The sequence below is a fragment of the Bradyrhizobium zhanjiangense genome, assembly GCF_004114935.1.
Lineage (GTDB): Bacteria > Pseudomonadota > Alphaproteobacteria > Rhizobiales > Xanthobacteraceae > Bradyrhizobium > Bradyrhizobium zhanjiangense.
The window spans coordinates 5254869-5280331 of the sequence record NZ_CP022221.1 but is presented as its reverse complement, the minus strand read 5'-3'; the positions used below and the strand labels follow the sequence as shown (position 1 = coordinate 5280331).

Below are 25463 nucleotides of genomic sequence, written 5' to 3'. Positions count from 1 at the left end.
GAGTCCGTCACCATTCCGCGCATTTCATTTACCGCCGCGGCGTTCGTCCGCGATTTCCGGGAGTCCATCATGATCGGTCTGATCCGCGCCGTCACACTCTGCGCCACGCTGGCGCTCGGCCTTAGCGCAGCACAGGCCGCCGACAAGGCGTTCAAGCGCGACGATCTCGCCGATTCCGCGATCAAGCTGGAGGCCCAGATCAAGAGCGAAGCGGGCCCGGTCGCCAAGACCAGCGCGACGCTGCGTACCGATGCCGACGCCGCCTTCCGGCGCAACGACTATCGCACCGGCCTCTCGGTGCTCGGGCAGATCGCGGCGACCACGCCGGAGGATGCCGGCAACTGGCTGCGGCTCGCCAAGGTCATCTTCCAGATCTCGCCGAAGACGTCGAGCGAGCAGACGTTCCTCTGGGAGCGTGCTTCGACCGCGGCCTACATCGCCTATATGCGCGCCGGCAATCCGGGCGAGGAGGCCGACGCGCTCGCCGTGCTCGGCAAGTCAATGGCCGAACGCAAGCTGTGGCGGCCGGCGCTGGATGCAATGCGGCTGTCGCTGGACATGCGCGAGGTCGCCGAAGTCCGCGGCCAGTATGAGAAGCTGCGCGACGAGCACGGCTTTCGGCTGCTCGACTATACCGTGGACTCGGATTCGGCCAGCCCGCGCGCTTGCTTCCAGTTCTCGGAGGAATTGGCCAAGCGCACCGACTTCGCGCCGTACCTGGCGCTGGCGGGGCAGGACAAGCCGGCGCTGTCGGCCGAGGGCAAGCAGCTCTGCGTCGACGGGCTGAAGCACGGCGAGCGCTACAACATCAACCTGCGCGCCGGCCTGCCGTCGGCCGTGAAGGAGGGCCTGCCGAAATCAGCCGAGTTCAACGTCTATGTGCGCGACCGAAAACCCTTCGTGCGCTTCACCAGCCGCGCCTATGTGCTGCCCAGGACCGGCCAGCGCGGCATTCCCGTGGTCAGCGTCAACACGCCCGCGGTCAGCATCAACGTGTTCCGCATCGGCGACCGCAACCTGATCAACACGGTCGTCGACAGCGACTTCCAGAAGACGCTGTCGAAATATCAGCTCTCAGATCTCGGCGACGAGCGCGGCGTCAAGGTCTGGTCCGGCGAGCTTGCGACCGCGATGACGCTGAACCAGGACGTCACGACGGCATTTCCGGTCGACCAAGCGCTCGGCGAGCTCCAGCCCGGTGTCTACGTCATGACGGCCGCGGCCCGGGCCTCGGACGAGGACTACCAGCTCGCGACGCAATGGTTCATCGTCTCCGACCTCGGCGTGTCGGCCTATTCCGGCAATGACGGCATCCACGTCTTCGTCAACTCGCTGGCCTCGACCGATCCGGTCGGCAAGGCCGAGGTGCGCCTGGTTGCCCGCAACAATGAGATTTTGGCCACCCGCAGGACCGACGACAGCGGCCATGTGCTGTTCGAGGCGGGGCTCGCGCGCGGGGAGGGTGGGCTGTCGCCGGCGCTGCTGACGGTCACGGGCGAGAAGGCCGATTATGCCTTCCTCAGCCTGAAGACCTCCGCCTTTGACTTGTCTGACCGCGGCGTCTCGGGGCGCGCAGTCCCGGCCGGCGCAGATGCCTTCGTCTATGCCGAGCGTGGCGTCTACCGTTCCAGCGAGACCGTCTATCTCACCGCGCTGCTGCGTGACGGGCAGGGCAATGCCGTCACCGGGGGGCCACTGACGCTGGTGATCGAGCGTCCCGACGGCGTCGAATTCCGCCGCGCTGTGCTTTCCGACCAGGGTGCCGGCGGCCGCACCCTCGCCGTGCCGCTCAACTCGGCCGTCCCGACCGGGACCTGGCGGGTGCGCGCCTTTACCGACCCAAAGGGCACATCGGTCGGCGAGACCACCTTCATGGTCGAGGATTACGTCCCTGATCGGATCGAATTCGACTTGTCCGCCAAGGACAAGCTGATCAAAGCTAATGCTCCAGTGGAGCTGAAGGCGGACGGTCATTTCCTCTATGGCGCGCCGGCTTCGGGCCTCCAGCTCGAAGGTGATATGTTGGTCGCCCCCGCGAGCCAGCGCCCGGGCTTTGCCGGCTACCAGTTCGGCGTCGACGACGAGGAGACGACCTCGAACGAGCGCACGCCGCTGGAGAACCTGCCCGAAGCTGACGCCAACGGCGTTGCGACCTTCCCGGTGACGCTGGACAAGCAGCCGGCCTCGACGCGGCCGCAGGAGGCACAGATCTTCGTCCGCATGGTCGAGACCGGCGGCCGTGCCGTCGAACGCAAGCTCGTGCTGCCGATCGCGCCGGCGACCGCCATGATCGGCGTCAAGACGCTGTTCGGCGACAAGAACGTCGCCGAGGGCGACAAGGCCGAGTTCGACGTCGTGTTCGTCTCGCCCGATGGTAAGACACTCGCCCGCGATGGCCTGCGCTACGAGCTCCTGAAGATGGAATCGCGCTACCAGTGGTACCGCCAGAACAATTACTGGGAGTACGAGCCGGTCAAGTCGACCTCGCGCGTTGCCGATGGTGATGTCGTGATCGCCGCCGACAAACCGTCGCGGATTTCGCTGAACCCCCAGCCCGGCCGCTATCGGCTGGATGTGAAGTCGAACGACGCCGACGGCCCGGTGACCTCGGTGCAGTTCGACGTCGGCTGGTATTCCGACGGCAGCGCCGACACGCCGGACCTGTTGGAGACCTCGATCGACAAGCCACAATACGCCTCCGGCGACACCATGACGGTGTCCGTCAATGTGCGCAGCGCCGGCAAGCTGACCATCAACGTGCTCGGCGACCGCCTGCTGACGACGCAGACCATCGACGTCAAGGAAGGCACAGCGCAGGTGAAACTTCCAATCGGCAAGGACTGGGGCACCGGCGCCTATGTGGTGGCGACGCTGCGCCGTCCGCTCGATGCGGCCGCGCAGCGCATGCCGGGCCGGGCGATCGGCCTGAAATGGTTCGGCATCGACAAGCAGACCCGCACGCTCCAGGTGCAGCTGACGCCGCCGGCGCTGATCCGTCCGAATTCGACCCTGAAGATCCCGGTTAGGCTTGACGGTCTCAATCCGGGCGAGGACGCCAAAATCGTCGTCGCCGCGGTCGATGTCGGCATCCTCAACCTCACCAATTACAAGCCGCCGGCACCGGATGAATACTATCTCGGCCAGCGGCGCCTCAGCGCCGAGATCCGCGATCTCTACGGCCAGCTGATCGACGGCATGTCGGGCACGCGCGGTCAGATCAAGTCCGGCGGCGATGCCGGTGCGGGCGAACTTCAGGGCTCGCCGCCCACGCAGAAGCCGCTGGCCCTGTATTCGGGCATCGTCACCGTTGCTGCTGATGGCACAGCCGAGGTGAGCTTCGACATTCCGGAGTTCGCCGGCACCGCGCGCGTGATGGCGGTGGCGTGGACCGCCACGAAACTCGGTCACGCCAACACCGATGTCCCGATCCGCGATCCCGTGGTGCTGACGACGACCCTGCCGCGCTTCCTGCTCAACGGCGACCGCGGCACGGTCAATCTCGAGATCGACAATGTCGAGGGCCAGGCCGGCGACTACGTTATCAACGTGAAGACAGCCGGCCCGGTGAAGATGACCGGCAACCCCGCGACCACAGTCAAGCTCGCCGCCAAGCAGCGCAACGCGTTCTCGCTGGCCATCGACGCGACGGCGGCGGGGCAGGCCACGCTCGACGTAGATATCAAGGGACCGAACGGCCTTACGCTCGCGCGTCACTATGCGCTCGACGTCAAAGCAGCGACGCAGGTGCTGGCACGGCGTTCGATCCGCACGCTGGCGAAGGGCGAGAGCCTGACGCTGACGCCGGACATGTTCTCCGACCTCGTGCCGGGCACCGGCAGCGTCTCGGTCTCGGCGAGCCTGTCAACCGCGCTCGATGCGGCGACGATCCTGAAAGCGCTCGACCGCTATCCCTATGGCTGCTCGGAGCAGATCACGAGCCGCGCGATGCCGCTGCTCTACGTCAACGATCTCGCCGCCGGCGCGCACCTCGCCATGGACACCGAGGTTGACCAGCGCATCCGCGACGCGATCGAGCGGCTCTTGGCGCGCCAGGGTTCGAACGGCTCGTTCGGACTGTGGTTGGCGGGCGGCGACGATGCCTGGTTGGATGCCTATGTGACGGACTTCCTGACCCGCGCCCGCGAAAAGGGCTTTGCGGTGCCGGATGTGCTGTTCAAGAATGCGCTCGACCGCATCCGCAACTCCGTCGTCAATGCCAACGAGCCGGAGAAGGACGGTGGCCGCGAGCTCGCCTATGGCCTCTACGTGCTCGCACGCAATGGCGCAGCTCCCATCGGCGATCTCCGCTATCTCGCCGATACCAAGCTGAGCAACCTCGCAACCCCAATCGCGAAGTCGCAGCTTGCGGCGGCGCTGGCGCTGGTCGGCGACCGCAACCGCGCGGAACGCGTCTATGGCGCAGCCCTCGACAGTCTCGCGCCAAAACCGGTGCTGGAGTTCGGCCGCACCGACTATGGCTCGCAACTTCGCGATGCCGCGGCGCTGGTGTCGCTCGCCAGTGAAGGCAACGCGCCGAAGGCAACGCTGACGCAGGCGGTATCGCGGGTCGAGACCGCGCGCGGGCTCACGCCCTACACCTCCACGCAGGAGAATGCTTGGCTGGTGCTGGCGGCGCGGGCGCTGGCCAAGGAGAACTTGTCCATGGAAGTGGACGGCCAGCCGGTCAAGACCGCGCTCTATCGCAGTTACAAGGCCGCGACGCTGGAGGGCAAGTCGCTGAAGATCACCAACACCGGCGATGCGCCAGTGCAGGCGGTGGTCTCGGTGTCGGGCTCGCCGGTCACGCCGGAGCCGGCGGCGTCGAACGGCTTCAAGATCGAGCGCAATTACTTCACGCTTGATGGCAAGCCCGCCGACATCAGCAAGGTCAGGCAGAACCAGCGCTTTGCGGTGGTGCTGAAGATCACCGAGGCGAAGCCCGAATACGGCCACATCATGGTGTCCGACTATCTGCCGGCGGGCCTCGAGATCGACAATCCGAAGCTCGTCTCGTCCGGCGACAGCGGCACGCTGGACTGGATCGAGGATGGCGAGGAGCCTGAAGACACCGAATTCCGCGACGACCGCTTCACCGCGGCGGTCGACCGGGCCTCGGATTCCAAATCGGTCTTCACCGTCGCCTATGTCGTGCGGGCGGTCTCGCCCGGCAAATACGTGCTGCCGCAGGCCTATGTCGAGGACATGTATAATCCCTCGCGCTACGGCCGCACCGGGACGGGGACCGTCGAGGTGCGGGCGGCGAAGTGAGTGAGAATGGGATGAACGAAGTCAGCAAGGGCGGCGGTAGGGCAGGGCGAGGCGGCGTCATGCGTGCCCTGTCTGCCGCCGCCTTTGCCTTCATCCTCGCTATCGTCGGGTTCGTCGCCTGGGTCTACTCCCTCGGTCCTTTGCCGCTCGACGAGGCGCGGCAGGTCTCCACCACCATCGTCGACCGCAATGGCAAGCTGCTGCGCGCCTATGCCATGGCGGATGGGCGGTGGCGGCTGCCGGTCGATGCCAAGACGAACGTCGATCCGACCTATCTAAAACTGCTGCTCGCCTATGAGGATCAGCGCTTCTACGCCCATGACGGCATCGATCCGCTGGCGCTGGGCCGAGCCGCATTGCAGCTTGCAACGCGCGGCCACATCGTGTCGGGCGGCTCGACCATCAGCATGCAGCTTGCGCGGCTGATGGAGCCGCGACGACAGCGTTCGCTTTATGCCAAGCTGCGGCAGATGGTGCGGGCCATCGAGATCGAGCGAAGTTTGAGCAAGGAGCAGATCCTCGATCTCTATCTCGCGCTCGCCCCTTACGGTGGCAATCTCGAAGGTATCCGGGCTGCGTCGATCGCCTATCTCGGCAAGGAGCCGAAGCGGCTGTCGTTGGCGGAGGCCGCGCTGCTGGTGGCTCTGCCGCAATCGCCGGAGACGCGCCGGCTTGATCGCCATCCCGAGGCCGCCCGCATCGCGCGCGACTGCGTGCTCGACCGGATGGTCTCCGAGCATCAGGTCAGCGTGGAGGACGCGAAGCAGGCCAAGGCCGTTGCCATTCCGAAGCTGCGCAAGCCGATGCCGATCCTGGCGCCGCATGCCTCCGACACCGCGCTTTCGATCGTGAAGGACGCGCCGGTCATCAAGCTGACGCTGGATGCGAGCTTGCAGAAGGTGCTGGAGCCGCTGGCGCGTGATCGTGCCATCGCGCTCGGGCCCAATATCTCGGTCGGCATCATCGTGGTCGACAGTGAGAGCGGCGACGTGCTCGCCCGCGTCGGCTCGGCCGATTATTTCGACGAGAGCCGGGCAGGGCAGGTCGACATGACCCGCGCCATCCGCTCGCCGGGCTCGACCCTGAAACCTTTCATCTACGGCCTCGCCTTCGAGGATGGCTTTGTCCATCCGGAGAGCTTGATCGACGACCGGCCGGTCCGCTTCGGCTCCTACGCGCCGGAAAATTTCGACATGACGTTCCAGGGCACGGTACCGGTGAGGAAGGCGCTGCAATTGTCGCTGAACGTGCCCGCCATCGTGCTGCTCGATCGCGTCGGCTCCAGCCGCCTGGCCTCGCGGTTGCGGCAGGCTGGCGGCAATCTCGTGTTGCCCAAGGACGAGGCGCCGGGGCTCGCCATGGGTCTCGGCGGCGTCGGCGTCACGCTCCAGGACCTCGTCCAGCTCTATACGGGTTTCGCCCGGCTCGGCACGACCAAGCCGCTGCGCGAGATCATCGTTGACAGGGATGACCGCGAGCCGTTGCGGCTGCTCGATCAGGTCGCGGCCTGGCAGGTCGGCAACGTGCTCTTGGGCACGCCGCCCCCGGAGAATGCCGCCCATAACCGGATCGCCTTCAAGACCGGCACCTCCTACGGCTATCGCGATGCCTGGTCGGTGGGCTTCGACGGCCGCATGACCGTCGGCGTCTGGGTCGGCCGGCCCGACGGTGCGCCGGTTCCCGGCCTGATCGGGCGCGTCGCTGCCGCGCCGATCCTGTTCGACGCCTTCGCCCGGACCGGCAAGACTCTGGCTCCATTGCCGAAGCCGCCGAGGGGAACCCTGGTGGCCAGCAACAGCAAGTTGCCGCTGCCGCTGAAGAGGTTCCGTCCGGTCGGGGAACTGGTGCGCACCGGCGGCGAGCAGGCGCTGCACATTCAGTTTCCGCTCAACGGCTCGCGGATCGACGTCGATCGATCGAGTGGTCAGGAGAGCGCAGCCATGCCGGTCAAAGTCGCCGGCGGCGTTCTACCCATGACCGTCATGGTTAATGGAACCGCGCTCGGCGAGATCGACGGCCGTCGCCAGCGGCTGATCGATCCGCCCGGTCCGGGCTTTGCGCGGCTCACCGTGATCGACGCCACGGGCGCGGCGGACACAGTTGTCATTCGAATTCAATGAGCCCGGCTTAAGCGGTTGTGGCGATGGCGGTTTCAGCGTAAGCGGAACCAATGGCCGAGACCTACCCAACGCCCCGTTTTGGAGCCCCCCGCGAGCCGAAATCGCCCGCCAATCCAGGCAGCGGGCTCGTGCGCATGCTCGATATCGTCACGGCCAGCCACGCCCGTGCGGTCGGCTTCCTGGTGCTGTGCGCACTGCTGCTATTCCTGCCGGGCTTCTTCACCATCCCGCCGATCGACCGCGACGAAGCGCGCTTTGCCCAGGCCACGAAGCAGATGGTCGAGAGTGGCGACTATGTCGACATCCGCTTCCAGGAGGATGTCCGCTACAAGAAGCCGGTCGGCATCTACTGGCTGCAATCGGCCGCGGTCGAAACCGCTGCGGCGCTCAAGCTGCCGAAGGCCGAATTGCGCATCTGGGTCTACCGGCTGCCATCGCTGTTGGGAGCGATCGGTGCCGTGCTCATGACCTATTGGGCCGCGCTTGGTTTCGTCACGCGGCGCGCCGCGGTGCTGGCGGCGCTGATGATGTGCGCCTCGGTGCTGCTCGGTGTCGAGGCGCGTCTCGCCAAGACCGATGCGATGCTGCTGTTCTGCGTGGTCGCCGCGATGGGGGCGATGGCGCGGGCCTATCTGTCCTGGCAGCGAGCGGAAGATGAGACCCATCCGCCCTGGAGCTGGCCGGCGATCTTCTGGAGCGCGCTTGCCGTCGGCATCTTGATCAAGGGTCCGCTGATCCTGATGTTTGCCGGCCTGACCATCGTCGCGCTCGCGATCCAGGACCGCGATGCCTCCTGGCTATGGCGGCTGCGTCCGGTCTGGGGCCTGATGTGGATGCTGGTGCTGGTGCTGCCCTGGTTCGTCGCGATCTTCTGGCGCGCGGGCGATGCCTTCTTCGCCGATTCCGTCGGCGGCGACATGCTGAGCAAGATAGGCGCCCAGGAATCCCACGGCGCACCTCCTGGTCTGTACCTCGCGCTGTTCTGGATCACCTTCTGGCCGGGCGCGCCGCTCGCGGCCATGGCAGCGCCCGCGGTCTGGCGGGCACGGCGCGAGCCCGGCGCGCAGTTCCTGCTGGCCTGGCTGGTCCCGTCGTGGATCGTGTTCGAAGCCGTGCTGACCAAGCTGCCGCACTATGTCCTGCCGTTGTACCCCGCGATCGCGATCCTCACCGCGGGAGCGGTGGAACGGCGCGTGCTGTCGCGGTCCTGGCTGATGCGCGGCTCGGCCTGGTGGTTCGCGATCCCCGCGGCCGCCTCGATCATCGCCGTGGTCGGCGCGGTGATGCTGACGCGCCAGCCGGCCTTCGTGGCCTGGCCGTTCATCGCGGCATCGCTGATCTTAGGCCTGTTCGCCTGGTGGCTCTACGACAACAATCGCGCCGAGCGCTCGCTGCTGAACGCGCTGGTCGCCGCGCTGATGCTGGCGGTGACGGTCTACGGCATCGTGCTGCCGTCGCTGACCCCGCTGTTTCCGAGCATCGAGATCGCGCGCGCGCTTCGCAACGTCACCTGCGTCGGACCGAAGGCGGCTGCTGCCGGCTATCACGAACCGAGCCTCGTGTTCCTGACGGGCACGCAGACGCTGCTCACCGACGGCTCGGGCGCGGCCGACTTCATGCGGCAGGGCAGCTGTCGCTTCGCGCTGATCGAGCAACGCTCCGAGCGTAGCTTCGTGCAGCGCGCCGAGGCGATCGGGCTGCGCTACAAGGTCGGTACGCGCATCGAGGGCTATAATTTCTCGCAAGGGCGCGCGATCGCGATCTCGATCTTCCGCTCGGAAGGCACCGAATAGGATGCGGGCCCCGAACGACATTGGGCCGCCTGCAGGCTATCCCGCGCAAGTGCTCGCCGTGTCCTGGCATGCGCTGGCGCAACTCGTGCGCACGCCCTCGCATTCGCGCCGCGCCGAGGCCGCCCGAAAGCTGGCGCGGCATTCGCTCTGGCTCAGTGCAGCGGGCGCAGCACTAGTCATCGTGCTGATGGTCGCGTTCGATCTGACCGAGATCCAGCTGATGCCGGCGCGGGGCACGCCAAGCCTGTGGCCAATCCGCATCCTCACCGATTTCGGAAAGGACGAGTATGTGCTGTCGGTGCTGGGGGCTGCGCTTGTGGCTGTGGCATTCGTTGCGGCAGCGCTGCACGGGACTCGCCGTGCGCTGCTGCTTGGCCTCGGCACGCGGCTGCAATTCATGTTTCTGTCGGTTGCCGTGTCAGCGTTGGTCGCCGAGATCCTGAAATATCTCATCGGACGCGGACGTCCGTTCGTCGGCGGACAGGCCAATCCGTTCAACTTCATCCCGTTCGAGGGAACGGGGGCTTACGCCAGCCTGCCGTCGGGCCACGCAGTGGCAGCGTTCGCCTTGGCGTTTGCTGTATCAGCATTGTGGCCGCGCCTGCGCGTGTTCATGTTCACTTACGCAATCGTGATCCTTTTGACGCGTTTGGTGCTGCTCGCGCACCACCCGAGCGACGTCGTGGCCGGCGCCATGGTCGGCACGGTCGGCGCCTTGGCCGTCCGCTATTGGTTCGCGGCTCGAAGGCTGGGCTTTGCCATCCGCGCGGACGGCACGATCGTGCCGCTTCCCGGGGCGGTATCGAGCCGTCTCAAAAGGGTTGCCCACGGGGCATCCGCCCCATAAAAGCGGCTGCCTGCCGGGGCGCCGGTTCCTTGGAGGCAGGCCAATTCCAACCACGAGCCTTGATTTGTCGACGTCCCAGCCATCGGTTTCCATCGTCGTTCCCGTGCGCAACGAAGCCGACAACATCGCGCCCTTGATCGAGGAGATCACGGCGGCGCTCGATGGCCGCTGGGCCTATGAGATCATCTACGTCAACGACGGCTCGACGGATGCGACCGGCGAGCGGCTTGCCGGCATCATGAAGCAGCGGGGCAATCTGCGTCAGCTCCGCCATGCGAGATCGGGCGGCCAATCGGCAGCCGTGCGCAGTGGTGTGCGTGCGGCGCGCGGGGTGATCGTTGCCACGCTCGACGGCGACGGCCAGAACAATCCTGCATTCCTGCCGGACCTGATCGCGGCGGTCGAGAAGGGAGCAGGGCGCGTCGGGCTCGCCGCCGGCCAGCGGATCGGGCGCAAGGACACCGGCTTCAAGAAGTTACAGTCGCGCGTGGCGAACGGCGTTCGCAACGCGATCCTGAAGGATGGCACGCGCGACACCGGCTGCGGCCTGAAGGCGTTCCGGCGCGACGTGTTCCTGATGCTGCCCTATTTCGACGGGCTGCATCGCTTCCTGCCGGCGCTGGTCCGCCGCGAAGGCTACGACATTGCCTATGTCGACGTGATCGACCGGCCGCGCCGTTCCGGCGTGTCGAATTACGGCTTTTTCGACCGGCTGTGGATCGGCATCATGGATCTCGCCGGCGTGTGGTGGCTGATCCGCCGCAAGAAGACGACGCCAGATGTGACCGAGGTGAACGCATGATCATCCAATACGGTCAGGCGCTGAGCAACTATATCTACGACGTCTTCGTCGCCAAGTTCGATTTCTGGCTCGCGTTCGGCCTCGTCGCACAATTGTTCTTCACCGCGCGCTTCCTGGTGCAGTGGATCGCGAGCGAACGGGCCGGCAACAGCGTGGTGCCGATGGCGTTCTGGTTCTGCTCCATGGGCGGCGGGCTGATGACGCTGGTCTACGGCGTCGTGAAGCGCGAGCCGGTCATCATCCTTGGACAGGCGCTCGCGACCATCATCTATATCCGCAACATCATGCTGATCGTGAAGAACCGCGGCAGCGCCTCTAAGACGCTGGACCGCTGACCTAGGAGCGCTAGCGCGGCAACGCAGACGCCGCGCCTGACGCGGGCAGGGCGGCTTGATCGGCCTCGTGCCGGCGATAGGGTTCGCCGGCCGCGTCCAGCACGGGGTAGGCGACCGAGCAGATATGCGAGTGGATGCGGCGCAGATCACGTAGCACGTCCAGATGCAGCGACGTGGTCTCGATGGTCTCGGGGCGGCCCTCGCGCAGCCGATCCAGATGGCGCTCGACGGCGGCAAGCTCGGTATTGCGCAGCGCCGTCTTCTCCACCAGCAGCTTGCGCGCCTCATTGGCGTCACCCGACATGAAGACGCCGAAGGCGATCCGCAGCGAATCCATCGTGCGCTTGTGGAAAGCGGCGAGCTCCTCGGCCCCCTCGGCCGAGAACTGGAAGCGCCGCTTGATCTTCTTGGTGGCGAGCTCGCTCAGGCTCTTGTCGATGATATCGCCGATATGCTCGAGGTTGATGGCGAAGGAGATGATCTCCATCGCGCGCCGCCCTTCGCTCTCGTCGAGGCTGCCCCGCATGAGTTTCGTCACGTAGAGCTTGATGGCCTCGTCGAGACCGTCGACGAGATTGTCCGTTTTCGAGACCTGGTCGACCAGCGCGCGGTCGCCGGTCATCATCGCGGCCATCACCTTGCGCAGCATGACCTCGACGAGGTCGCCCATGCGCAAGGTTTCGCGGGCGGCGTCGGCGAGCGCCAGTGACGGCGTCTCCAGCGCGGTCTCGTCGAGATAACGCGGGCGGGCCGGATCGGCCTCCTTGACGCGATCGGGCAGCAGCCGGGTCAACAGGCGCGACATGATATCGAGCAGGCCGATGAAGAGGACGGCGGTGCCGACGTTGAAGGCGATGTGGAAGGCGGCTGTCATCCGGGCGAGATCGGGCTGCCAGGCGTGCATGTGCTCGGCGATCACGCCCAGGAAGGGCAGGACCACGGCAATCCCGATCACGCGGTTGACGAGATTGCCGACCGGCAGGCGGTAGCTCGCGGGATCGTCGCGCCTGGCGCCCTCGAACACGGGATTGATGGCGCTGCCGAGATTGGCTCCGAGCACCAGTGCGAGGGCCGCATAAGGCGTCACGAACTGCGAATAGGCCAGCGACATGATCAGCAGGACGCTGGCGACGCTCGAATGCACCGCCCAGGTGATGAGAGCCGCGATGACGATGCACAGAATGGGATCGCCTGTTATGGCCGACATCACGACGCGGACGCCGGGCGCGTTCTCCGCCGGCGCCAGCGTGTCGAGCAGAATGTGCAGCGAGAGCAGCATCAGGCCGAGGCCAATGCAGACGCGGCCGATGTCCTTGATCCGCGATCGCGGGCCTGAGCGGAAGGCGACGAGGCCGAGCACGAACAGCACCGGCGCAACGGCTGCGATGTTGAACGATAGCACCTGCACGATCAGCGTCGTGCCGACATTGGCCCCGAGCATGATGGCGAGCGCGGCGGCCAGGCTAACGAGACCCTCGGCGGCGAACGAGCTCGTGATCAGGGCGGTCGCCGTGCTGCTTTGGAGCAGGGCGGTGAGCCCGAGGCCGGCGGCGAATGCGCTGACGCGGTTGCTCAGCGCCTTGCTGAGCAGGCGCCGCAGGTCGGGACCGAAGGCGCGCAAGATCCCGCTGTGGACCATGTGCAGGCCCCACAACAACAGCGCAACGCCGCCCATGAGATCAAGCAGAACCAACGTTCCCATGCTCCGTGTCCGGATTGGAGTCGATTGGTGAGGCTAGCGCCAAACGTCGGCGGATCAAATCATTTGTTGGCGCGTCGCCGTTAACGTTTACGGCGCGTGCACGTTCCCGCGGCGCGCGATTGCGCGTCCGCCGGCGCGATGCCGCGTCCTCGCGCACGATGCCCTGTGAGCAGGCTCACATTGCCGCCTTGAGAGCAGCGAAGCCGCGGTCGAGATCGGCCTTGAGGTCGTCGACGCTCTCGAGCCCGATGTGCAGGCGCAGCGTCGGGCCACCGGGCGCCCACTTGGTCGCGGTGCGGTAGGCGTCGCAATCGAAGGGAATCACGAGGCTCTCGAAGCCGCCCCAGGAGAAGCCCATGCCGAATAGCTTGAGCGTGTCGAGCATGGTGTCGACCGCCTTCTGCGGCGCCGGCTTCAGCACGATGCTGAACAGGCCGGACGCGCCCGTGAAGTCACGCTTCCAGATCGCATGGCCGGGATCGGTTTCGAGTGCCGGATGCAATACGCGCGCAACCTCGGGTCTGGCGGCGAGCCAGCGCGCCATGTCGAGCCCCGAACGATGATGCTGCGCCAGCCGCACCGACAGCGTGCGCAGACCGCGCAGCGCCAGGAAGACGTCGTCGGGGCCGGCACAGACGCCGAGCAGGCGAATGCCTTCGGCGACCATCGGCCAAGCCTTGGCGTTGGCCGAGATGGTGCCGAACATGATGTCGGAATGGCCACCGATATATTTGGTGGCCGCCTGCATGCTGATGTCGACGCCCTGTTCGAGCGAGCGGTGATAGAGCGGCGTCGCCCAGGTGTTGTCGTCGATGACGAGCGCGCCGCGACCATGGGCAATCTCGGCGATGGCGCGGATGTCGGGCATCTCGAACGATTGCGAGCCTGGCGCCTCCACCAGAACGGCGCGGGTGTTGGGCTTGAGCAGCTTGTCGATGCCGGCGCCGATCAGCGGATCGAAATAGGTGGTCTCGATGCCATAGCGGGTGAGCATGCCGTTGCAGAAATTGCGCGAGGGCCGATAGACGTTGTCGCAGACCAGGAGATGGTCGCCGGCCTTCAGCACCGAGAGCAGGGTGGTCGAGATCGCCGACAGTCCCGACGGCACGATGCCGACGCCGGCGCATTGCGGCCCCTCCAGCGCCATCAGCGTCTCCTGGAAGGCCTTCGTGGTGGGGGAACCGTGGCGGCCATACGTGAACTCGCCGCGATGGGCGTGCAGGTCCTCGGCGGTCGGATAGAGCACGGTCGAGCCGTGAAATACCGGCGGATTGACGAACCCCTTCTGCGCCTTGGTGTCGCGGCCGGAGGTGACCAGCCGGGTCTCGGCCTGCTGCTGGGAGGGGTGCGAGGAATCCATGCGTCTGCTTTCAAAACCGCGTTTCCAGCGGGCGCGTCGCGCCCGCGGGCTGGCCGAAAGGCCGCCGTCGTTAATAACAGAACACAGAAGAGTCCCGTCAACCCCTTGACCCGGCACGCCAGTCGTTCTGTGATGCGCAGGTGCTATTCAGTCGCCGCATGTTGAGGGGCCTGCCGCGACCTTCGATCCATCGCCTGACCGGACTTTGCGCTACAGCCATAATGGCGGGCGCCTTTCGGCGGGGATGAAGGTATGGCCTCCCGGGATCGGCGGGTGTTCGGCTAGGTTGGCCAGCATGAGTCTTGCAAGGCTAGCCTTGGTACGATTAGCCCTGGCAGAGATGACCCAAAGACAACGTTCCCGACACTTGAGACGATTTTGAAAGGCCCGAAGCCCATGAAACGCGTAACCCTGGCTCTCACTCTGGCTCTCGCCGCCGGCCTCACCGCGCAGGCCGCCGATGCGCAAACGCTCAAGACCGTCAAGGACCGGGGCATGCTGTCCTGCGGCGTCAGCCAGGGCCTGCCGGGCTTCTCATCGCCCGACGACAAGGGCAACTGGACCGGGCTCGACGTCGACGTCTGCCGCGCCATCGCCGGGGCCATCTTCAACGATCCGACCAAGGTCAAATACGTGCCGCTGTCCGCCAAGGACCGCTTCACGGCGCTGCAATCCGGCGAGATCGACGTGCTCTCGCGCAACACCACCTGGACCATCTCGCGCGACACCTCGCTCGGCGCCAACTTCACCGGCGTGACCTATTATGACGGGCAGGGCTTCATGGTGAAGAAGTCCCTCAAGGTGAATTCCGCGCTCGAGCTCAATAGCGCATCGGTCTGCGTGCAGACCGGCACCACCACCGAGCAAAATCTCGCCGACTACTTCAAGGCCAACAACATGAAGTACGAGGTGATCGCGTTCAGCACCAATGACGAAACGGTCAAGGCCTATGAAGCCGGCCGCTGCGACGTCTTCACCACCGACCAGTCGGGCCTGTACGCCAACCGCCTCAAGCTCGCCAATCCCAACGACCATATGGTGCTCCCCGAAATCATCTCGAAGGAGCCGCTCGGGCCGATGGTGCGCCACGGCGACGACCAGTGGTTCGACATCGTGAAATGGACGCTGTTTGCGATGATCACGGCTGAAGAGCTCGGCGTGACCTCGAAGAACGTCGACGAGAAGGCGAAGCTGGAAAGCCCGGAGCTGAAGCGCGTGCTCGGCAGCGACGGTAATTTCGGCGAACAGCTCGGCCTGACCAAGGACTGGGTGGTACGGATCGTGAAGGCGGTCGGCAATTACGGCGAGGTGTTCGACCGCAACGTCGGCTCGGGCTCGCCGCTGGCCATCAACCGCGGTCTCAACAATCTCTGGAACAAGGGCGGTCTCCAGTACGCGCCGCCGATCCGCTGATCACCCTGATCCGCAGCTTGCGGCGATGAGCACCGAGGCCCGTAAACCGCCGCCCCAGATCGCGCTGAAGATCAGGCGTGTGCTGGGCGGCAAGGCAGGCTGGAACGGCATTGCCGTCCAGTTTGCCTTCGCGGCGATCCTGGGCTGGATCGGCTATGAGATCGTCTCCAACGCCCGCGCCAACCTCGAAAACCAGCACATCGCCGCCGGCTTCGGCTTCCTCCGCAACAATGCCGGCTTCGATGTCAATCAGACCCTGATTCCCTACACCGGCTCGGACACGTTCCTGCGCGTGTTCGTGGTCGGGCTCCTGAACACGCTCGTGGTCTCGGTGGTCGGCATCGTCTTCGCCACCGTGATCGGCTTCATCGTCGCGCTGTGCCGGCTGTCGCCGAACTGGCTCTTGTCGCGCGTCGGCGAAATCTATGTCGAGCTCATCCGCAACCTGCCGCTGCTATTCCAGATCCTGTTCTGGTACCTCGCGGTGCTCGCGGCGTTGCCCAATCCGCGGCAGAGCATTTCGCTGCTCGGCATTGCCTTCCTCAGCAATCGCGGCCTCGTGGTTCCCAGCCCGATCGGCGAGAGCGGTCTCGAGCCGTTCCTGGCGATGCTGGCGCTTGGCATCGTCGCGGCGCTGGCCTTGCGCATCTATGCGCGGCGCGCGCTGTTTCAGGAAGGCCGGATGATCCGGATCTGGCCTTACGTGCTGGGTCTGCTGTTCGGGCTGCCACTCGCCACCATCCTGGTGTTCGGTTTGCCTTTCACCGTCGAGCTGCCGCAGCTCAAAGGGTTCAATTTCGCCGGCGGCTCGCGCATCATCCCGGAGTTCGTGGCGCTGACCTTGGCGCTATCGACCTATACCGCCGCCTTCATCGCCGAGATCGTGCGCGCCGGCATCCTGTCCGTCCATAGGGGGCAGATGGAGGCGGGGTCCTCGCTGGGCCTGAGCCGCGGCACCACGCTCCGGCTGATCGTCGTGCCGCAGGCCATGCGCGTCATCGTGCCGCCGCTGACCAACCAATACCTCAACCTCACGAAAAATTCCTCGCTCGCGGTCGCGATCGGCTATCCTGACCTGGTGTCGGTATTCGCCGGCACCTCGCTGAGCCAGACCGGCCAGGCGATCGAGATCATCGCCATGACGATGGGCGTCTACCTCCTGATCTCCCTCGTCACCAGCGCGATCATGAGCGTCTACGGTTGGCGCGTCAGCCGGAGCCTCGGCGCATGAGCGATATTGCGACGTCCGCCTTCGTTCGTCGGGACCTGGTCGCCGAGCGTCCCGCGCCGGTCAAGACCACGGGCTTCATCGGCGTGCTGCGAACCCGCCTGTTCAACTCGCCGACCAACATCCTGCTCACGATCGTGGGCGCCCTGCTGCTCTGGTTCACCATCGTTCCCTCCGTCAAATTCCTGATGGTCGATGCGGTCTGGACCGGCAACGATCGCACGGCTTGCCTTGCCGAGAACGCTGGTTTTGCGGTCGGCGCCTGCTGGCCCTACATCCAGGCCAAGCTGCCGCAACTGGTCTATGGCTTCTATCCCGAGGCCGAGCGCTGGCGGGTCAATCTCACGTTCGTCTTGGCGGTGGTCCTGCTGGCGCCGCTGCTCATTCCCAGGCTGCCCGCGAAGGGGCTGAATGCCAGCCTGTTCTTCATCGCCCTTCCGGTGGTGGCATTCTTCCTGTTGCACGGCGGCGGCATCAAGGGATTGGGCCTGAGCTGGACGGTCGGCCTGCTGCAACTGTTCGACGAGAGCCTCATCGGCGCCGGGCAGGCGCTGCTCAATCTCAGCAAGACGTCCGCCATCGCACCGCTGCTGTGGGCCGTCGGAAGCCTCATCGTGCTGGTCGGCACGGCGATCTCCTGGCTGATCTTCCCGCTCACCTGGCTGCGTGATCAGATCCAGGAGACGGGGCAGCCGGTCTGGGCCGATTTCGCCATCACGGCCGCGATTGTCTGCCTGATCGCCTTCGTTCTTGGCGGCGGCGTTCGCACCGGCGGGCGGGCTCTGGCATCCAGCATCGCCGCCTTCATTGGCATCGCGATCGTCATCAAGCTGATGGGCCTCGACAGTGGGGGATTGCCTGTTGTGGCAACGAATTTGTGGGGTGGCCTTCTGGTGACGCTGGTGGTCTCCGTCACCGGCATCGTCACCTCGTTGCCGATCGGTGTCGCGCTGGCGCTCGGCCGCCGTTCCACCATTCCACTGATCCGGATCTTCTCGATCGCCTTCATCGAATTCTGGCGCGGCGTGCCGCTGATCACCGTGCTGTTCTTCGCAACCTATATGCTGCCTTTGTTCCTGCCCGGCAATTTCACCGTCGACGGGCTCGTGCGCGCCCTGATCGGGATTGCGCTGTTCACGGGCGCTTATCAGGCCGAGAACGTCCGCGGCGGCTTGGCCGCGATTCCGCGCGGGCAGGGCGAGGCGGCCGCTGCCCTGGGGCTCTCCTGGTGGAAGACGACCTCGCTGATCGTGTTGCCGCAGGCGCTGCGCCACGTCATTCCGAACCTGGTCAACAGCTTCATCTCGCTGTTCAAGGACACCTCGTTGGTCTCGATCGTGGCGCTGTTCGATCTCCTCGGCTCGCTCCGCGCCTCGTTCTCGGATCCGAAATGGTCGACGCCGTCGACCGCGTTCACCGGCTTTGCCTTTGCCGGCGTCATCTATTTCATCTTCTGCTTTGGAATGTCGCGCTACTCGCTGTTCGTCGAGCACCGCCTCAACGCTCACCGCCGCAACTGATGGAGCTCACCATGTCCGACCCCATCGTCAAGATTTCCGGCCTCAACAAATGGTACGGCGACTTTCACGTCCTGCGCGACATCGACCTCGATGTCCACAAGGGCGAGCGCATCGTGATCTGCGGGCCCTCGGGCTCGGGCAAGTCGACGCTAATCCGCTGCATCAACGCGCTCGAGGAATTCCAGGAGGGCGAGATCGTCGTCGACGGCATCGAGCTCGGTCCGAACCTCAAGCATATCGATGCGGTGCGACGCGAAGTCGGCATGGTGTTTCAGAGCTTCAATCTGTTCCCGCATCTCACGGTCCTCGATAATTGCACGCTGGCGCCGATCTGGGTGCGCAACATACCCAAGAAGGATGCCGAGGAGGCCGCCATGAAATTCCTGGAGCGGGTCAAGATCCCGCACCAGGCCAACAAGTTTCCCGGCCAGATGTCCGGCGGCCAGCAGCAGCGCGTCGCGATCGCCCGTGCGCTGACCATGAACCCGAAGGTGATGCTGTTCGACGAGCCAACCTCGGCGCTCGACCCCGAAATGGTCAAGGAGGTGCTCGACACCATGGTCGATCTCGCCGAGGAGGGCATGACCATGCTGGTCGTCACCCACGAGATGGGCTTTGCCCGCGAGGTCGCCAACCGCGTCGTGTTCATGGACGCCGGCCAGATCATCGAGGCCAACACGCCGAAAGAATTCTTCGCCGCCCCGCAGCACGCCCGCACCAAGCTTTTCCTGAGCCAGATCCTGCGCTGAGCCCCGGGAAATCCCGGGGGCGTCTCCGGTCCAGCTGATCGGCCGGCCCTGGCCGCGAATCAGTTAGACTCTTTCCGGGCAATCCTCCGGAGAGACACCTTGCAGGGCAGCGGCGGCGCGCGCGCATTCCAGAACGCGCGATTGCAGAAGAAATTGATGAAGCAGGCGGATGCCATCCTCTTCGCCGCGGCCGCCGCCTATGGCCAGGGCAGATTTGCCGAAACCGAGGCGCTCTGCCGTGAGATCCTGAAAGCGATTCCGAATCATGTCGACGCCATGCACTTGTTCGGTATGTGCGCGCATGACGGCCGGCGCCTGGAGGAGGCGCAACAACTGCTTGAGCGCGTGATCGAGCTCGATCCGCGCCTGCACGATGCCCATAACAATCTCGCCACCGTGCATTTCGACCTCGGCAATTACGAAGAGGCGCGGCGGTGTCAGGAGAGGGCCATCGCGCTGAAGCCGAATTTCGCGGTGGCGCTGACCAACCTCGGCAATACGCTGATGCATTTGGGGCAGTACGGACAGGCGCTCGAGCTGCACGAACGCGCCATCAAGTTGAAGCCGGATTATGCCGATGCGTTCTGCAATCGCGGCATGGTCGAGATCTTGCTTGGACAGGTCACTCGCGCCAAGGAAAGTTTCGATCGCGCCCTGCTGTTTCAGCCGCGTCACGCCGAGGCCATCGTCGGCAGCGGCATGGTCAGCATGGAGCTGCGGCACCACGAGGAGGCGGCAGCCAAGTTTGCCATGGCGCTCGCGATCAAGCCCGGCGCGCCAAGGATCCTGGCCCAACGCGGGCGCCTCAGTTACGAGCTGCAGCGCCTGGAGCCCGCGCTTGCGGATTTCGAGGCGGCGCTTGCCATTTCGCCCAAGCTCGAACTGGCGCTCCGGGGCAAGGCGCAGGCCTGCCTCGTCATGGGAAAGACCGCGCAGGCGATGGCGGCCGCGACGACCTTGATCGAGCGAAATCCGCGCTCCGAGATGGGGTTGGCGCTGATGGGCTTCGCTTATTCGAACCAGGGGGACATGGACTCCGCGATCGAATATCTCGATCGTGCGCTTGCGATCCGACCGGACTATGGGGATGCGATCAGGGGCAAGATCTTCTTGCAGGACTACCGCGCCGAAGCCGATTTCGTGGTCCAGCAGGCGGTCCGACGAGACTGGTGGGACTTGATCGGCTCCAAGATGCTGCGAAGGGAGCTGCCGAAGCGCCCGCTTGATCCGGAAAAGCGGATCGTTGTCGGCTATGTCGCTGCCGAATTCCGGCAGCACTCGGCGGGCCTCACTTTGCTGCCGGTGCTGCGCCATCATGATCACGCCCGATTTGAAATCATCTGCTACTACTCTTGGCCGGGAGAGGACGAGTACACCGCCAAGTTCAAGCAAATGGCGGACGTCTGGGTCGACGCCTGGCAGCTATCGGACGACGAACTCGCCGATCGCATTCAGGCCGACAATGTCGACATCCTCATCGACGTTTCGGGCCACACGACCGGTAACAGGCTGCAGGTCTTCGCGCGGAAGCCGGCCCCGATCCAGGCCACCGGCTTCGGACACGCGACGGGCACGGGCATGCAGACCATGGACTATGTGCTCGCGGATCCCATTTTCATTCCGCCATCGGTTCGGCATTTGTTTGCCGAAAAGATCCACGATCTGCCGTGCCTGATCACGATGGAGCCCGTCTCGGATCTGGCGCCTTCCGAGCTGCCGATGCTCCGCAACGGCTACGTCACCTTCGGCGTGTTCAACCGCATCTACAAGATATCGGACGATGCGATCCGTGTGTGGTCGCGCTTGATGCGAGAGCTGCCGGGATCGAAGATCATCCTCAAGCATGGTTTGCTCGATGACCAATTGCTGCGCGATAGCCTGGTCGCGCGCTTCGTGGCGCAGGGCGTTGCCGAGGAGAACATCAGCTGCCTGGGCACCACCTCGCGCAACGACCACCTGGCGGCTTTTGCCCAGGTCGATATTTCCCTCGATACGTTCCCGCAAAATGGCGGCATCAGCACCTGGGAATCGCTCTACAAGGGCGTTCCGGTGGTGGCCAAGCTCGGCAATGGGGCGTCGTCGCGTGCCGGCGCCTCCATCGTGGCCGCCGTCGGTCTCGGCGACTGGGTCGCCGAGGATGACGAGGGCTATATCGAGATCGCGCGCAAATTTGCGACGCAGCCCGATCATCTCGCGAAGTTGCGCGCGCAGTTGCCGGCTCAGATTGCAGCCTCGCCGGCCGGCAATGTCGAGATCTACACGCGTGAGCTCGAGGCGGGCTACCGCCAGTTCTGGCGCGATTATTGTGCCGCCGCCTCGGACGGCGGCGAGCTGGCATAAGCGGGTCGGTTGCGCCCCGGGGCGTTACTGGTTCAGCTGACGGGGCGGCGCCGGCTGCGAATCAGTTAGACTCGCTCCGGGCCATCCTCCGGAGAGATACCTTGCAGAGCAGCGGCGCCGGCGCGCGCGCGTTCCAGAACGCGCGATTGCAGAAGAAATTGAAGAAGCAGGCGGACGCCATCATCTCCGCCGCGGCGAGCGCCCATGGCCAGGGACGATATGCGGAGACCGAGGCGCTGTGCCGTCAGGTCCTGCAAGCCATTCCCGATCATTTCGACGCCACGCACCTGCTCGGCCTGTGCGCGCATCAAGGCGGCCGCCTGGGGGAGGCGCAACAGCTGCTCGCGCGCGCGATTGCGCTCGAGCCGCGTTCGCATGAGGCCTATAACAATCTCGCGACCGTACACTCCGGCCTCGGGCAATTTGAGGCCGCCCGCGCATGTCAGGAGAGGGCGATCGCGCTGAAGCCGAATTTTCCGCAGGCCCTGACCAGCCTCGGTAATACCTTGCTCCACATGAACCTGCCCGAACAGGCGATCGAAGCGTACGACCGCGCCATTCGCCTGAAGCCGGACCATGCCGATGCGCTTTGCAATCGTGGCTTGGCGGAGCTGACGCTACGCCAGTTCGACCGCGCCAAGCAAAGTTTCGAGCGCGCATTGGTGTTTCAGTCGCGTCACGTGGAAGCGCTCGTTGGCAAAGGCGTGGTCAGTATCGAGCTCAAGCACTACGATGAGGCGGAAGCCGCGCTCGGCGCGGCGCTGACGATCAGGCCCAATTCGGCGAAGGGCCTGGCACACCGCGGACGGCTCCATCTCGAGCTGTCGCGCTCGGAGCGGGCGGCAGCGGATTTCGATGCAGCACTGGCGCTTTCGCCCAGGCTCGAGGTGGCCTTGCAGGGAAAGGCGCAGGTCGCGCTTGCCATGGGCAACACGGCGCAGGCGATTGCGGCCGTCAAGACCTTGCTCGAGGAAAATCCGCGCTCCGCGATCGCGATGACGTTGCTGAGCGCCTGTTTTGCAAACCAGGGCGAGATCGCATCCGCAATCGAGCATCTCGACGCCGCGCTGGCAATCGCGCCGGACCATGCGGACCTGATTGCGCGGAAGATCCACTTTCTGGACTTTCTTTCCGACGCCGATTTCGCGGTCCAGCAGGCCGCGCGAAAATATTGGTGGGAGGCGATCGGCGCAAGGTTGCCGCAAAGGCAGCTCTCAGCACGGCAGCTCGATCCTGACAGGCGGATCGTGATCGGTTATGTCGCTGCCGAGTTCTGGTACCATTCGGCGGCGTTCGGCCTGCTGCCGGTGCTGCGCCATCATGATCACGCCAAATTCGAAATCGTCTGCTATTCGTGCTCGCCGTTGCGAGACGAGATGACCGCCGAATTCAAGTCGTTGGCGGATATCTGGGTGGACGCCTGGCAGCTTTCGGATGACGAGCTGGCCGATCGTATCCAGGCGGACAATGTCGATATCCTGATCGACGTGTCCGGGCATTCGACCGGCAACAGGCTGCCCGTATTCGCCCGCAAGCCGGCTCCCATCCAGGTCACGGGCTTCGGCCACGCGACCGGTACGGGCCTTCAGACCATGGACTACGTGCTCGCCGATCCGGTCTTCATTCCGCAATCGGCGCGCCATCTGCTCGCCGAAAAGGTTCACGATCTGCCGTGCCTGATCACGACCGATCCCATCCTGGATGTGCCGCCTTCGGAGCTTCCCATGCTCCGCAACGGCTATGTCACCTTCGGTGTGTTCAACCGCATCTACAAGATCTCGGACCAGGCAATCCGCGTATGGGCGAAAGTGATGCGCGAGGCGACCGGATCGAAGATCATCATCAAGCATACTTTGCTCGATGATTCCTTGCTGCGCGACAATCTGATCGCGCGGTTCGTGGCGCAGGGTATCGCCGAAGAGAACGTGATCTGCATGGGCTCGACCCCACGCCACGAGCACCTGTTGGCCTTCGCGCAGGTCGACATCTCCCTCGATACGTTCCCGCAAAATGGCGGCGTCAGCACCTGGGAATCCCTCTATGCGGGCGTTCCGGTCGTCGCAAAGCTCGGCAATGGCGCCTCGTCGCGCGCCGGTGGCGCCATCGTGGCCGCCGTTGGGCTCGACGACTGGGTCGCCGAGGACGACGAGGGCTACGCCGCAATCGCGTGCAAATATGCGGCACAGCCTGCGCATCTGGCGAAGTTGCGTGCGGAGTTGCCAGCTCGGATCGCAGCCTCGCCGGCAGGCAATGTCGAGATCTATACGCGCAGGGTCGAGGCGGGATATCGCCAGTTCTGGCACGACTATTGTGCCTCGGCCTCGGAACGCGGCGAGGTCGTGTAAACACCCGGCCGCGCGGGCCGTTTGGGCGCGCGCTTTCCGGATGTGAGGGATCCTACGGCAGTCAGACGAAAGGCGGCTTGATGTTGCTACGCTTCTCCAGCCACTCCGGCACCGGAAGGTTCTTGGCGCGCATGAAGTCCGCGTTGAACAGCTTCGACTGATAGCGGCTGCCGGAATCGCAGAGCACGGTGACGATCGTCTTGCCGGGCCCGAGCTGCTTCGCAAGGCGTATCGCGCCGATGATATTGATGCCGGTCGAGCCGCCGAGGCACAGGCCTTCGTGCTGGAGCAGCTCGTAGATCGCGCTGACCGCTTCGGCGTCGGGAATGAGATAGGCGTCATCGACCTTGGCCGTCTCGACGATCGCGGTCGCGCGGTTGAGGCCGATGCCCTCGGTGATCGAGCCGCCGGGCGTGGCCTTGGGATCGCCGGTCCTGAAATATTCGTACATGCCGGCGCCGTGCGGATCGGCGCAGGCGATGCGGATGTTCTTGTTCTGCTCTTTGAGATAGCGGCTGACGCCGGCGAGCGTGCCGCCGCTGCCGACCGAGCAGACGAAGCCGTCGACCTTGCCGCCGGTCTGCTCCCAGATCTCGGGTCCGGTGGATTCGTAATGCGCCTTGGCGTTGTCGAGATTGTTCCACTGGTCGGCGAAGAGCACGCCATTGGGCTCGGTCTTGCGCAGCTCGTCGGCGAGGCGCCGGCCGACATGCTGGTAGCTGTTGGGGTTGGCATAGGGCAGGGCCGGCACCTCGATCAGCTCGGCGCCGCACAGCTTCAAGAAATCCTTCTTCTCCTGGCTCTGCGTCTCCGGGATCACGATCAGGGTGCGATAGCCGCGCGTGCTCGCAACGACCGCAAGCCCGATGCCGGTATTGCCGGCCGTCGCCTCCACCACGAGCCCGCCGGGCTTCAGCTCGCCGCGCTTCTCGGCCTCCAGGATCATCCATTTGCCGGCGCGGTCCTTCACCGACTGGCCGGGATTCATGAACTCGGCCTTGCCCAGGATGGTGCAGCCGGTCAATTCCGAGGCGCGCTTGAGCTTGATGAGCGGGGTGTTGCCGATGGCTTCGACAACGTCATTCTTAATGGTCATATCGGGGGAAATCACTGGCAAAGGGGTTGATCAGCTTGGCCAGAACCTAGTGCTTGCAAGACAAAAGGGGAAGGCTTTTGCGCTGCGGCGAAACCGGTCGAAGCCCCCGCCGCAGCAGGGATATTTTTGAGAGCACAGACCCGGCGATGATGTGCCGGGCCGCGAGGCGGGATATCGGTAGGAGAATATGGGCGATCTTCGTCGGAGCACAGAAGATAACGATCGTCGTGGGCGGTCCTCGCGACAATCTTCGCCTTCGGCGGCATGTCTCGATGTCGAGCTGGGTGAAAGGCGTCCGGAAGCTTGAAAGCATATCTGCGTGAGCGAGGCGCATTTGCTTTCGTCGCAATTGACGATCTCGTGAGAGTCGCCCGACCTCGAGACGGAGCTGAAATCGCGTGGGTGCTGTTGAGCATTCCGATAAGGATCGAGCCGCACCGGTGTTGCGGCAATATCACATGAAATCTTAGTAAGCTTGAGCGCGTGACAGGACGGCGCTGAAATGCAAGAAGCCACTGCGAGACAAGGACATCTCGCATTTGCGC

The 25463-nt window shown here is 64.9% G+C and carries 15 protein-coding genes; 12 read left to right on the top strand and 3 right to left on the bottom strand.

The genetic code is table 11. From position 1 onward, the window contains the following. The first annotated feature begins 69 nt into the window (after window positions 1-69). From XH85_RS25175 to XH85_RS25150, 6 genes are all read left to right on the top strand, one after another. Window positions 70-5268, top strand: a complete 5199-nt coding sequence (locus XH85_RS25175) for an alpha-2-macroglobulin family protein (protein ID WP_128933957.1) — start codon at window positions 70-72, stop codon at window positions 5266-5268. A gap of 11 nt (window positions 5269-5279) precedes the next feature. Further along, window positions 5280-7388, top strand: a complete 2109-nt coding sequence (gene pbpC / locus XH85_RS25170; RefSeq protein WP_128933956.1) for a penicillin-binding protein 1C — start codon at window positions 5280-5282, stop codon at window positions 7386-7388. A gap of 50 nt (window positions 7389-7438) precedes the next feature. Next, on the top strand, window positions 7439-9181 hold the full coding sequence (locus tag XH85_RS25165) for an ArnT family glycosyltransferase (RefSeq protein ID WP_128933955.1): 1743 nt from the start codon (window positions 7439-7441) through the stop codon (window positions 9179-9181). 1 nt (window position 9182) lies between these two features. After that, on the top strand, window positions 9183-10028 hold the full coding sequence (locus XH85_RS25160; RefSeq protein WP_128933954.1) for a phosphatase PAP2 family protein: 846 nt from the start codon (window positions 9183-9185) through the stop codon (window positions 10026-10028). Window positions 10029-10092: 64 nt separating this feature from the next. Further along, window positions 10093-10830: a glycosyltransferase family 2 protein gene (locus XH85_RS25155; protein WP_128933953.1), complete on the top strand. Its 738-nt coding sequence runs from the start codon at window positions 10093-10095 to the stop codon at window positions 10828-10830. Beyond that, the gene (locus tag XH85_RS25150; protein WP_128933952.1) at window positions 10827-11165 is read left to right on the top strand and encodes a lipid-A-disaccharide synthase N-terminal domain-containing protein; all 339 of its coding nucleotides are present in this window, start codon (window positions 10827-10829) and stop codon (window positions 11163-11165) included. The genes XH85_RS25155 and XH85_RS25150 overlap by 4 nt, the downstream gene beginning before the upstream one ends. Window positions 11166-11175: 10 nt before the next feature. Here the strand turns inward: XH85_RS25150 and XH85_RS25145 are convergent, their stop codons facing one another. Next, window positions 11176-12867: a Na/Pi cotransporter family protein gene (locus XH85_RS25145; RefSeq protein ID WP_128933951.1), complete on the bottom strand. Its 1692-nt coding sequence runs from the start codon at window positions 12865-12867 to the stop codon at window positions 11176-11178. Window positions 12868-13042: 175 nt separating this feature from the next. Then, the gene (gene metC / locus XH85_RS25140) at window positions 13043-14227 is read right to left on the bottom strand and encodes a cystathionine beta-lyase (protein WP_128933950.1); all 1185 of its coding nucleotides are present in this window, start codon (window positions 14225-14227) and stop codon (window positions 13043-13045) included. Window positions 14228-14623: 396 nt separating this feature from the next. On the opposite strand from metC, the gene XH85_RS25135 reads away from it, so the two are divergent. The 6 genes from XH85_RS25135 (at window position 14624) to XH85_RS25110 (ending at window position 23822) form a co-directional block, all read left to right on the top strand. After that, window positions 14624-15640: an amino acid ABC transporter substrate-binding protein gene (locus XH85_RS25135; RefSeq protein ID WP_128933949.1), complete on the top strand. Its 1017-nt coding sequence runs from the start codon at window positions 14624-14626 to the stop codon at window positions 15638-15640. Between the two features lie 25 nt (window positions 15641-15665). After that, window positions 15666-16871 (top strand): amino acid ABC transporter permease, encoded by a 1206-nt coding sequence (locus XH85_RS25130; protein ID WP_128933948.1) that lies wholly within the window; start codon window positions 15666-15668, stop codon window positions 16869-16871. Next, entirely contained in the window at window positions 16868-18388 is a 1521-nt protein-coding gene (locus XH85_RS25125; RefSeq protein ID WP_128933947.1) for an amino acid ABC transporter permease, read from the top strand. The genes XH85_RS25130 and XH85_RS25125 overlap by 4 nt, the downstream gene beginning before the upstream one ends. A gap of 11 nt (window positions 18389-18399) precedes the next feature. Then, entirely contained in the window at window positions 18400-19137 is a 738-nt protein-coding gene (locus XH85_RS25120) for an amino acid ABC transporter ATP-binding protein (protein WP_128933946.1), read from the top strand. A 99-nt stretch (window positions 19138-19236) separates the two neighbouring features. Continuing rightward, on the top strand, window positions 19237-21477 hold the full coding sequence (locus XH85_RS25115) for an O-linked N-acetylglucosamine transferase, SPINDLY family protein (protein WP_164940140.1): 2241 nt from the start codon (window positions 19237-19239) through the stop codon (window positions 21475-21477). A gap of 101 nt (window positions 21478-21578) precedes the next feature. Further along, window positions 21579-23822, top strand: a complete 2244-nt coding sequence (locus XH85_RS25110; RefSeq protein WP_164940834.1) for an O-linked N-acetylglucosamine transferase, SPINDLY family protein — start codon at window positions 21579-21581, stop codon at window positions 23820-23822. 61 nt (window positions 23823-23883) lie between these two features. Here XH85_RS25110 and XH85_RS25105 read toward each other — a convergent pair whose 3' ends face one another. Further along, entirely contained in the window at window positions 23884-24918 is a 1035-nt protein-coding gene (locus XH85_RS25105) for a cysteine synthase A (protein WP_128933945.1), read from the bottom strand. Window positions 24919-25463: the final 545 nt, after the last annotated feature.

Bases quoted from the DNA above. Each gene is read 5' to 3' on its own strand.
- pbpC (WP_128933956.1), top strand. From the start codon at position 5,280: ATGAACGAAGTCAGCAAGGGCGGCGGTAGGGCAGGGCGAGGCGGCGTC.
- XH85_RS25135 (WP_128933949.1), top strand. From the start codon at position 14,624: ATGAAACGCGTAACCCTGGCTCTCACTCTGGCTCTCGCCGCCGGCCTC.
- XH85_RS25105 (WP_128933945.1), bottom strand. From the start codon at position 24,918: ATGACCATTAAGAATGACGTTGTCGAAGCCATCGGCAACACCCCGCTC.
- XH85_RS25145 (WP_128933951.1), bottom strand. From the start codon at position 12,867: ATGGGAACGTTGGTTCTGCTTGATCTCATGGGCGGCGTTGCGCTGTTG.
- XH85_RS25120 (WP_128933946.1), top strand. From the start codon at position 18,400: ATGTCCGACCCCATCGTCAAGATTTCCGGCCTCAACAAATGGTACGGC.
- metC (WP_128933950.1), bottom strand. From the start codon at position 14,227: ATGGATTCCTCGCACCCCTCCCAGCAGCAGGCCGAGACCCGGCTGGTC.
- XH85_RS25125 (WP_128933947.1), top strand. From the start codon at position 16,868: ATGAGCGATATTGCGACGTCCGCCTTCGTTCGTCGGGACCTGGTCGCC.
- XH85_RS25165 (WP_128933955.1), top strand. From the start codon at position 7,439: ATGGCCGAGACCTACCCAACGCCCCGTTTTGGAGCCCCCCGCGAGCCG.
- XH85_RS25160 (WP_128933954.1), top strand. From the start codon at position 9,183: ATGCGGGCCCCGAACGACATTGGGCCGCCTGCAGGCTATCCCGCGCAA.
- XH85_RS25150 (WP_128933952.1), top strand. From the start codon at position 10,827: ATGATCATCCAATACGGTCAGGCGCTGAGCAACTATATCTACGACGTC.
- XH85_RS25130 (WP_128933948.1), top strand. From the start codon at position 15,666: ATGAGCACCGAGGCCCGTAAACCGCCGCCCCAGATCGCGCTGAAGATC.
- XH85_RS25175 (WP_128933957.1), top strand. From the start codon at position 70: ATGATCGGTCTGATCCGCGCCGTCACACTCTGCGCCACGCTGGCGCTC.